Below are 11,190 nucleotides of genomic sequence, written 5' to 3'. Positions count from 1 at the left end.
TGATGGCCGGTATCTGCCCTGAAATGACGCAGGCGATTTTCAACAAAAACGCCAAAAACGGGATCAGTTGCATTAGGATATAAACTTGAAAATAATAGTATTTTCAATTCTTTATCTGGCATACCTCACCCTATTCAAGAAGTTCAATTTGCCGCCGTGCGTCATCTACTTCTTCAAAGTTCGGGTCTAGCCTCACAGCTTGTCGCAAAGTCTCCAGCGCTTCCTGCCGTCTGCCTTGCGCCAGATAGACCATGCCAAGATGATACCGGTATAACGCGACAGAAGGGGCACGTCTGCTTGCTTTGGCAATTACCTTCTCAGCTAGGTCTGGCTCACGTTGCGCCTGCAACATAACCCATCCGTATACATCAAGGACAAACGGATCCTCCGGCATGATAAGATAGGCACGCTCAGCCAGTGCCGCGCTGCGCCGGTTGCCAAGGCGAAGATAGGCACGTGCCAGTCGCGCCACGACCTGGGCGTCTGCCACCCCTTCGCGCAAGACCGCTTCGTATTGACTGGTCGCGGCGGCAGGCAAGCCAGACTGCTCCAACAACCCGCCCAGCCTCATGCGAACGTTTCGGTCTGTCGTATCCTGTTGCAGATGGTCCTCAAGGGTGGAAATAGCAAGCTGCAGCTTGCCCTGCACTTCATATACACGCGACAAACCAAGGGCGAGATCCGTCGACGACCCATCGGCCATCGCTGTCTGGTAAGCCTCAATCGCTTCATCGGTGCGTCCAACTGCCGCCAGGGTATCACCGGTCACGCTCGGACTGATATCGCTCGGACGTTTATCTCGCTCGAGCGCTGGTAACCGTTTCAGCGCATCACCAAACTTGCCCGACAGCGAGTCGATAGCAAACAGGTACCAGTTGACCATGCCCGTCTCGGGCTGGTTACTCTCGGCATTGATTGCCCGCAGGAAAGAAGTCTTGGCACCCGTACTGAGGCCCATCGCCAGCAATGCCCTGCCATGCAGCAGGTGGGCCTGACCATCATTCGGATTATAAGCGACATAGCGGGAAAGCGGCCGCACAGCTAGGCGTGCTTGGTTCATATCGAGCAGTAACAAACCGATACGCTTGAGCAGTAGCGGCCGATCCGCTGCCAGTACAGCCGCGTCCTTGGCCTGCTCGATCGCACGGCTTGTCTGACCCGCCTGCGCCAGAGCATCGGCAAAATCAGCTTCCATATCGGGCGACCCCGGTATCAGCCTGACAGCTTCCTCGAAATAGGTAACTGCCTCGGCTCCCTTGCCCTGCAAAAGAAGTGCACGCCCCAATGCCGCCTTGGCCCGGGCATCTGTGGGCTGCGAGCGCAATACATTTTTCAGGTCACGCTCTGCTGCAGCAAACCGACCCAGTTGCAGCGCTGCCAAAGCTCTGTTTCTTACGGCAGCATAATATTCAGGGTTTTTGGAAACGGCCTCGGAGAAGCTTGCGAATGCCTCTGAATACTGACCTTCTTTGTACTCCAGCGTACCCCTCATATTATAACCCAGAGCACGCTCCGGCAGGGCGGTGATGATTTTTGTAATCGTCAGTTCCGCCCCGGCATGGTCCCCTGTGCGCAACTGCATACCGCCAAGAATACCAAGTTCCCTGACGTCGATATTGGGCGAAGCAGGTTGGGTCAAAATCGCATCAACGGCGGACACGGAATTACCGGCAACATACCGAGCTAGCGCCAACTTGCTCGTCAGCCCCGCAACCACATCCTTTGGCGAGCGGCTCTCTTCCTCAGCCAACAATTCGTATAGCTCGTGTCCCCTCTTTACTTCCCCAGCCGCCATAGAGGCTGCAGCCGCCATGGCAATTGAACTACCATCAGGATTCCCGACCTCCAACAAAGGCTGCAGTGTCTTGAATGCCGCGCTTGGTTTACTCTGCTGCAAATAGGTACCCGCCAGAGCCATCCGGGCCGGTTTGTTGTTCGGCAAAGCCCCGAGCACGCGACGCAAATGGCTTTCCGCCACTACATAATGACCCAGTTGGTAGGCCAAAAGTCCGCGTATATACATCGCCGGGAGATAAGAATCCGTAATATCACGGGCCCGGTTCAAAAGATTATATGCCTCTTCAAACTGGCCACGACTGGCTTCCACCACACTCGAAAGATACAGTGCCATGGTATAGTCCGGCGCGATAGCATATACGGAATCGAGATATTGCTCGGCTTCGTTTAACATACCTTGGTCGATACGAATTGAAGCCAGTTCAATGTTCGCCATGATATTGTTGGGAAACAGACGGCGTGATTCAGTAAAATGCTGTTCCGCTTCGTCACGCTTCCCCAGATATCTGGAAATTAACCCCCACGTGTATTGGACCATGGTGTTGGAACCGCCATACTGCGCCGCGGTTTTTATCAACTCCTCCGCCTTCAATAAGTCTCCGGAGCGCATTTCAAGCCGCGCCAAACCGAGATATGCCTGAAAGTTCTCAGGGTCTTTTTCGCTTGCGACTTTATAGCTGCGCCGCGCCTCCTCGAGGTTTTTCAGCGCAAAGTTGGCGTCACCTGCGATAATGCTTGCGGTTACGACCTCCTCGGGCGCGATAATCACGCCCCGTATGGCACCCAATGCGCCAGCATATTTTCCTTGCAGCAGAAGTGCCTTGGCAAACAGTGTGGCGGTACCGGCGTAATCTGCCCCCAGCCTTCTTGCGCGCTCTATCGCAGCTTCCGCAGCAATCCCCGCCCCGGTTTCCAGATAGGCGCGAGCCAGCAACAGATATAATTCACTATCGGCTTCAACTTCGCCTTGCAGTCCCTGCAATTCCTTGAGAGCCTCAGCATACTGGCGTGCTTCAAAAAGCTGCTTTATTTCCTCATAGTTATCCTGCGCAAGAACGCTGGAGCCGAGCATGATCGCAGCCAACGCCGTCGAGGTGACGGCCTTGGCCACACGGGGAAATAACCCTGATCTATGTACCATACCGCTCCTGTTCGCCATCACCTTGCCCCGCTTGGAAATAAAATTACCCGCACAGTCTGAAGGATAATCAGCAAATCCAAAAACAGGGAATAGTTTTTGATATAATAAAGATCATATTCAAGTTTGCGGCGGGCGTCCTCAATCGACGCACCATAAGGATACTGTATTTGCGCCCATCCGGTGATACCCGGCTTGACACAGTGCCTTTCACGGTAAAATGGTATCTGCTCGCCAAGCTGAGCAACAAAATAGGGTCGCTCGGGCCGGGGGCCGACAAAACTCATTGCCCCGTTAAGAACATTGAGAACCTGCGGCAGTTCATCCAGCCGAGTTTTACGCAACAAAGTACCGATTGGTGTAACACGTGGATCGTTTTTCTGCGCCCACTGCGGCGCACCATGCGCCTCCGCATCCTGTCGCATGCTCCTGAACTTCAGCAGACCAAATGTCTGACCATTCATGCCAACCCGTTCCTGGCGATAAAAAATCGGCCCCCGGCTTGTGAGCTTTACAAGAAGCGCCACCAGTATCATCACCGGCAATGTTACACCCAGTAACAACAGGCTAACGGCAACGTCCAGCATGCGCTTTGCCAGACGTTCCACCCCGGTTCCGCCACGGAACCCATCCGAAAAAATAATCCATTCCGAGCGCACAGACGTCAGTTCAACGTAGCCGCGCACCTGTTCGTAGAATGCAAGCCTGTCCTTGATCTCGATACCGGCCAGCTTGCACGCGATCAAAGCCTCAAGCGGCACCGCCGTGTCATCGGCATCGTTGGCCACGATGATCATCTCTATCTCACGCTCAACGGCGTAGCTGTGAAGGTCATCGATATCATTCAGTATAATGGCGTTTTTGAGCGGCGCGCGCTCACCGGGCAGCATGACAATATCGACGATATTCATCCCGGCTTCACGCGCCTGTGCGGCATATTGCTGGAGTTCGTCCGCCAGCTTCCCGGCGCCGAGGATCAAAACCCGTCGACCAATCAGGTTGGTTTTACCCAGCAGTTGAAACAGACCGTGATAGGTGAACACTGCTAACGCTGACAGCATCAGCGCCAATAGCAGAATAGAACGCCACAGCGGCAACATCGGCAGCAGGTAAAGGAGCGCAGATAAAAACATGCCCGCCGCGCACAGGCCAACGAACAGCCTTATGACAAAAATACGAAAATCCTGAATTGCATCAGAATGATAGCACCCCACCCCCAGCAAGGCTGCAACGCTGGACAGAGGCACCATAAACTTCGCCAGCCAAGCTTCAAGGGCCAGCGTGGTGGTCCAATGCAGGCCCAGATACTCATAGCGCAAATATTCGGCAAGGATGACACACCCGAACACCAGTGCAAAATCAACCGCCGCAAGCGTCAGCTTTACCGTTGAAACATAGTGACGAAAAATACGGACCATTTGCCGTTACTGTCCCCTAAGCCGATACATAATCTCCCCCGCGGGACGCACAGTAGGTGGTTGTCCAAAATTGTTCAAGCCATTGTATCTTCAAGGTAACAGGCTTACCGGCCCATGTTCCTACTCAAGCGCAGGCATACTCGGCAGTTGGCAGGCCGCCTTTAATACAGGCAATGCAAGAGCAACGGCACATCCGGGGCCAACCCCAACCGGTTGGCTAATAAGTGTCGTAAAGTTCAACTGCTCCAACGCCTGCTTCAAGGCAGGGCTGTCCGGCGCTGAAAACATGACATGATCGGTGGAGCCAGGCCTTAACGCACGCAGAACAACCATGGCGGCAAGAGCGGCCCAGCCTTCCGCCAACATGGGTAGGCGTTTGCTGCGGGTAGCGATGATCGCGCCCACCGCGCCGGCAATTTCCCGCCCGCCAAACTGCTGCATTGCTTCCAGAGGGTCGAGCCCGGCGCACGGCGCAACAGCGGCCACAGTCGGGTGAGCAAGCATTTGCCCCAGTGGTGAAGATGTATTTTCTGTGGCGTCTGGCTTCAATGCGCCTGTTGCCACCAACACGGAAAGTGCCCGCACGTCGCCACCTGGCGCATAAGCGGTGAGACCCAGAACATCACCTTCGGATGCGGCGGCCTCCATCCCGAAAGCGACAGCCCCCATGCAATCTGCCTCGCGCCATTCCACGTTCGGGTCATGCGGCAACTGGGGCGCCAGCTCCAGTGCGCGAAGGCCGATACCCTGATCGACACACAGCAGGTTCACCGGTGCGCGGCCTTTTGCCGTGGCGGCAACATAACCCAGCACGTCTTCCGGCTTGCCTGATCCTTTGTAGGAAGAAGCCAGAATACATATGTGTGTGTCTTTACTTGCCGGGTTCGCGCGGCCTTGCCATGCAGCCATCCAGGCGCCCAGTTCAACCAGACCCCTGTCTTCGGTAAAACTGCTCATTTCGCACGCCGTGACAAAAGCATTCGCAGCATCATCGTCAGCGTCAGGGAGTTGGGAAACAATTGTGCGGAGATCATCGAACGGCTGGCCTGTTAACATATCTTTATACCAATTGAGTTAGATTTTCGGGGAAGTCAGGCCATCAACCAGACTATTTCAGTGAGGCCATGATTATCATGGCACCAGACTGCCATTTAAAATATAATTGGCTCTCTGTACACAAACAGTTAAACATTATAGAATTATATTAAAATTATACCCACTAGACCAAGGGTCCCGGTATGTTCAAAAGTAATCGATCGATCGTCATCTCCACATTGCTGACAGGTACAGCGGTAGCAACTGGCACGCTACTGTATGGCATGTATCAGGAGGATGATGAGCTGAGCATCCTGGATGACAGCCTGCCGCCTCTGGTGGGTAACGGTATCCTGCCCCCGCCCGCGACCTATGTGATGACAACACCGCCACCGGTCGAAATTCCGGGGATCCGGCGGCTGAAAATCGTGAGGCCAGCACTTGCAAACCCGTCGGTTGGTAGTTCGGACGCCAGCGCTGTTTCAAATAACGGTGCGACAGCGCAGGCGGCTGAGCAATTCTACCTGACCGGTACACGCAGCGCGGATCTTATCCGCTCGCCAGTTGAGGCCCGGATCGAAACCTTCCCCACCGTGACGCTTGAGGAGGCCGTCGAGGGCGCCCTCGCGGTAGATGAATGGGGCTTTCAGGTGGTGCAGTCGTACCTCAATCAGGCAATGGGCGACGACGAAGCGCTGAAAGTCCGAATGGAAGCACTGCTTCGCAAAATCGAAGAAGCGGCTGGAGATTATGACCTTGCGACCATTTCCGATGCCGCAAACCTAATTATTGAGGCCGGTGCCCGCACCCATTGGACCGCCTTCATGGCACCGTTTGTACTGGATGAAAACTTCAAACTAACTGAAGGCGCGATTGGTTGGGACCTTGGCCCAACATCCCGCGAACCTTATGACAAGTTCACCCGTGTCGGTGCAGACAATAAAATGCTCATCGGCGAAGGAATGGCGGATGAGGCTTCACCTTCAGGTCCATCGATTTTGTCGAACGGTGTTCATAACGTTGAACAATTCGTCGCGTCGAATATTCCAAACGGGCGCTATCGTGTTGTTATTTTGACTGCCCCTCGTCCCAATGGCCGCTCGCCGCTCTATCCATTCGGCGTAGACGTTAAGCGTAACGGCGGGAACGTCAATATGGTTGATACGCGGGCGACAGATGATCTTGTCCCCGTTATGAAACTGTCAACCGGAGGGCCCGGCCGTCTGGCTGACGCACCCGATGAGGCGCCCACAATTACCAGCATGGCGCCGGAACTTGAGTTCCAGTTATCCGCAGTGGCAGAAGGATCACTTGTGAACAGTCAGGTCATGGACCTGCCCGGACTTGGGCTTGGTGGTGGTGTCATTGCCGGCTTCAGTTCCTCCGTATTTGGGATGGGCGCAGCCAAGTCACTCGATACCGTAGGGCCATTCCTTCAGGCGGATGGTTCAGGTGGAGGCAGTCCTGCGAGTGGGCACATGCTCGTAACACGCGCCGAGGTCGTCGACGGCACGCTTCGCATCAGCTTCCGACAACTTGGCGGGCAGGACACATATGTAACTGCTGTCATTATTTACCCAGAAGCAGACAACGAGATAGAAGAAGAACTTGCCGAGGAAGTTGCTGCATTCATTGAACGCATTGCGCCAGCTGCAGGCCAGAATATTTCGGTTGAGAGTGTCCTGAACATCACAACACCAATCATCGACCCTGTCGCGGTTTTCGCCGACAATTCAAACGGCCTGCCCACGCAGGAGTCTGAATCGGCAACGCCAACACCGCCGACAAGCTCCCCTGAACCGGAGCCTGAACCGGAACCCGAAACCGAGCCTCCAGTACAAGAACCGCCGGAGGAGACACCGGTACCGACGCCTGACGACAGAACGCCGGACCTGACGGACCCACCGACGACAGCGCCGCCCGCGACTGATCCGCCAACTACGGCGCCGCCATCGACATCGCCGCCGGCAACAGACCCGCCTACCACGGCGCCTCCTGTGACCGATCCACCGGTAACGGATCCTCCGACCACGGCGCCGCCGACGACGGAGCCACCGACAACCGCGCCGCCAACGACGGAGCCACCAACAACAGCCCCGCCGACAACGGAACCACCGACGACGGAGCCGCCAACAACGGAACCTCCGGAACCTGCTCAGTATGAGTTGGTCGCCGAAGCCGGGGTTTATGACCCCATTCCGCTGGGTGAGGATTTCACCTTGAACGGGTGTGGCACCACTTTCGAAGCTGAGCTTTATTGTCAGCTAACCGATCTGGATGAGTTCGACTTGCAGTGGGTGTTGGGTGACACCATTCTGGGAGAAGGACAAAGCCTGTCACTGACAAGCGGCCTAGGCACCAATTTTGGCGCAACCGGAAGCTATGAGGTTACGTTACGTATTCTCTATAATGGGCGTGTGCTGGAGAATGGTGAGATTATCACTGTAGGAAGCGGCATATCAAGCCAATGGTATGCGCCCGGTGATCTCATCCTCACAAGCCTTGATACCGCGATCATCCAAATTATCTCGGTCCCTGCGCCGGCAGGCTTCCTGCTGCTTGCACCTGGGTTGGTGTATGTCACCCGTCGGGAACGTAAAAAACGGCGAGAGAAAAAACAAACAGACTGAGAATAGGGCCGCGGAAGCGGCCCCTATTTTGTCGCCCCTATTATTTGTTGGCCCGGTGTTTTGTTAGCCGGGGTTTTGCCACTAAAAGAACGCGGAACGAAGAAAAGCGCGACACAAAGGCCGCGCTTTTAACTTTTAGATATCCGTCAACCGCTGGTGAGACGGCTCATGGCTTTTGTCTTACATACCGTACTCGTCTACGCCACTTGCAAGTAGCCGGGCAAGACCCAGAACCTTCTTGCGAATGCGCGGGTCTGCAATACGGTAGTATGCTTCTACAAGCTCTTGGGTTTCCTGACGCTCAAAGGCGTCTCCGTCCACGCCTTCACCGGCAGCGTTATAGCCAGGAAGTTTAGTTTCTGCACCTTCAAAGAAGTAAGCTACAGGAACATCAAGGGTGGTGGACATACGGAACAGACGGCTCGAACCGATGCGGTTGGTGCCCCGCTCGTATTTCTGAACCTGTTGGAAAGTAACACCCAGCTCGGTACCGAGTTGGGTTTGCGACAGACCAAGCATTTTACGACGTGCGCGCACACGTTGACCGACGTGAACGTCAATCGGATCAGGACTCTTATTCATTATACTCTCTCTCTGGTGATTGGCTGTACCCATTATAAGGCGAGCCGCCTACTATCTCTAGTATATAAACTTCGGTGTCCCGGTTCGTGCGGACCAGAGCACCTATACTCCTAACTTCTCGACCCAATTTCCCTTCGGAAACAATAACTAGCCAAAAACTGCACTATTTTGCAACATATAGTATCAATTCTGCGGCAAAGCGACACGCGGCCATTCTCGCGGCCAGTCGAGACCTTTCAACCGAATCACCAGCCTTCAATTCAGGGATTTGTCGACCAGTTCCCGCACATCTTCGCTCTGCACACGCGCCTTCAAATCCTCAAGCGCGGCTTTCATCAGCCTCTGACTGTCAGCAGGCAGGCGTTGCCAGCGTCCAAGCGGAGCAACCAGCCGCGCTGCTGTTTGCGGGTTAATTTTATCTACCCGGTCGATTGTATCAGCCAACAGGCGATAGCCGGAACCGTCCGATGAGTGAAAGCGAACCTGATTGAGAATAGAAAAGCCTGACAGCAATGAACGTAACCGATTTGGATTGGCTATTTTGAACGCCGGGTGGCGCATAAGGTCAGTAACAACCTGAACAGTGTCCGGCCGCCGACTTTGCCCCTGCACAGCAAACCATTTGTCAACAACCAGATCGTTATGCTGCCACTTGTCGTAGAAAGTTTGCAGAATATCGCTGCGGCTTGAAAAATCACTCCCCGCGACAATGGCAAGAGCGGCCATCCGGTCGGTCATATTGTCTGCCTGCCTGAGGTGATCGCACACCAGAACTTCGGCGTCCGGGAGGTAGGAAAGATATTTCAACAGCGTGTTGCGCAGGCGTCGGCGGGCCTTGCTTTCCTGCGTCAGGTCAAAGTGCGCAGGCGCCAGACCAGCGTAACGCTTGTGCAGCAAATCGGCATTTTCTTTAGCAAAACATACGGCCAAAGCTTCCCGGACATCGTGAATTGCCTGCGGCGCCAGCACCGCCATGCGTTGGCCCAGTGAAATTTCCGACGGCAGCGCCAGAAGTTCCGCTAACAGCGCCTCATCTGTTCTGGTATCGGTAAGCAAGCTTGTGAAGGAAGCGCTGATTTCTTTCGCAGGGACAGCGGCATTCTGCTCTCCCGCCACACAGGCAAGCAAAAAGTCACCATACATATGCTGCGCGGCTTCCCACCGCGCGAAGGCGTCGCCGTCATGGCGTGCAAGAAAGGCCAACTCGCCAGACGTCAGGTCATGGCCCATGGTCACAGGCGCGGTGAAACCCCTCAACAGGCTGGGCACCACACCTATGGGCACATTCTTGAACCGAAAGGACTGGCGGGCTTCCCACAACTGCAACAAGCACCCATCTGTTGACCATTCGCCAGCACCCGAAAGCTCCGGCTGTATCTCGGTGCCATCTTCATCCAGAAAACCAACAAGAAGCGGCATATGTAACGGTTTCTTCGTCGGTTGGCCCGGGGTCGGTGCACAACTTTGCTCAACATGAAAGACCAAGTCCTGCCCGTCTCGCTCCCGCGTGATACCAAGTGCTGGCGTACCTGCCTGCGAATACCAAAGGCGGAATTGTGCCAGGTCTATGCCGCTGGCATCTTCCATCGCACAGACAAAATCTTCACAGGTAACCGCGTGCCCGTCATGCCGCTCAAAATATAGGTCCATGCCCTTTCGGAAGGCGGCGGCGCCAATCAGGCGGTGCATCATACGGATAACTTCTGCGCCTTTGTTGTAGACCGTCGCAGTGTAGAAATTATTGATTTCGATATAACTCTCCGGCCGCACGGGGTGCGCAAGCGGCCCGGCGTCCTCCGGGAACTGCATCATCCTCAGCGCGCGAACGTCATCCAGCCGCTTGACAGAGCGGGATGTCATGTCACTTGAGAATTCCTGATCGCGAAAAACGGTCAGACCCTCTTTCAGGCTGAGCTGGAACCAGTCCCGGCAGGTCACCCGGTTACCCGTCCAGTTATGAAAATACTCGTGGCCGATCACACCCTCAACATGGTCGAAATCCGCATCCGTTGCGGTTTCCTGGCTGGCCAGCACATATTTTGTGTTGAAGATATTAAGGCCCTTGTTCTCCATCGCCCCCATGTTGAAATCCGACACGGCGACAATGTTATAAACATCGAGGTCATATTCCAGACCGAAGGCCTGCTCGTCCCAAGACATGGAACGCTTGAGCGACGCCATGGCGTGGGCGCATTTGTCCAGATCGTCCCGGGCGGCATAAATGTTAAGCGCAACCTCCCTGCCCGACCGTGTCGTGAAGCTGTCGGCAAGGCACCCCAGGTCACCCGCTACCATCGCAAAGAGATAAGCTGGTTTGGGGTGCGGGTCCGTCCATTCTGCATAATGCCGGCCACCGGGCAGATCCCCCGCCGCACCCGGGTTACCGTTTGACAGCAGCACCGGGAATTGCGCCTTGTCTGCTTCTATCCGCACGGTATAGCGGGCAAGCACGTCCGGGCGGTCAGGAAAATAGGTAATATGTCGAAAACCCTCGGCCTCGCACTGTGTACAGAAGTTTCCGCCCGAAAAATATAAACCCTCAAGCCGCGTGTTTTCCTTTGGCTTGAGGTCGGTAACAACTTTGAGCGTA

Annotated in this window: 6 protein-coding genes; 1 reads left to right on the top strand and 5 read right to left on the bottom strand. The window is 55.1% G+C overall.

Annotation, left to right across the window (positions count from 1 at the left end):
- Positions 1-130: 130 nt before the first annotated feature.
- From prsT to ACN0VM_RS17510, 3 genes are all read right to left on the bottom strand, one after another.
- Positions 131-2,938, bottom strand: a complete 2,808-nt coding sequence (prsT, locus tag ACN0VM_RS17520) for an XrtA/PEP-CTERM system TPR-repeat protein PrsT (RefSeq protein WP_417452189.1) — start codon at positions 2,936-2,938, stop codon at positions 131-133.
- 17 nt (positions 2,939-2,955) lie between these two features.
- Positions 2,956-4,353, bottom strand: a complete 1,398-nt coding sequence (locus ACN0VM_RS17515) for a TIGR03013 family XrtA/PEP-CTERM system glycosyltransferase (RefSeq protein ID WP_417452188.1) — start codon at positions 4,351-4,353, stop codon at positions 2,956-2,958.
- A 120-nt stretch (positions 4,354-4,473) separates the two neighbouring features.
- Complete coding sequence (locus ACN0VM_RS17510; RefSeq protein ID WP_417452187.1) at positions 4,474-5,409, bottom strand: nicotinate-nucleotide--dimethylbenzimidazole phosphoribosyltransferase; 936 nt, start codon at positions 5,407-5,409, stop codon at positions 4,474-4,476.
- 182 nt (positions 5,410-5,591) lie between these two features.
- Here ACN0VM_RS17510 and ACN0VM_RS17505 point away from each other — a divergent pair, with 182 nt between their 5' ends.
- Positions 5,592-8,018 (top strand): hypothetical protein, encoded by a 2,427-nt coding sequence (locus ACN0VM_RS17505; protein WP_417452186.1) that lies wholly within the window; start codon positions 5,592-5,594, stop codon positions 8,016-8,018.
- 180 nt (positions 8,019-8,198) lie between these two features.
- Here ACN0VM_RS17505 and ACN0VM_RS17500 read toward each other — a convergent pair whose 3' ends face one another.
- Both ACN0VM_RS17500 and pepN read right to left on the bottom strand, forming a co-directional pair.
- On the bottom strand, positions 8,199-8,600 hold the full coding sequence (locus ACN0VM_RS17500; protein ID WP_417452185.1) for a helix-turn-helix domain-containing protein: 402 nt from the start codon (positions 8,598-8,600) through the stop codon (positions 8,199-8,201).
- Positions 8,601-8,855: 255 nt separating this feature from the next.
- On the bottom strand, positions 8,856-11,190 hold a 2,335-nt coding region (pepN, locus tag ACN0VM_RS17495; RefSeq protein ID WP_417452184.1), incomplete at its 5' end, for an aminopeptidase N.

It is taken from the genome of Kordiimonas sp., from assembly GCF_048260245.1.
Lineage (GTDB): Bacteria > Pseudomonadota > Alphaproteobacteria > Sphingomonadales > Kordiimonadaceae > Kordiimonas.
Note: the sequence above shows the minus strand (reverse complement) of the source record. Positions and strands in the feature narration are given on the sequence as shown.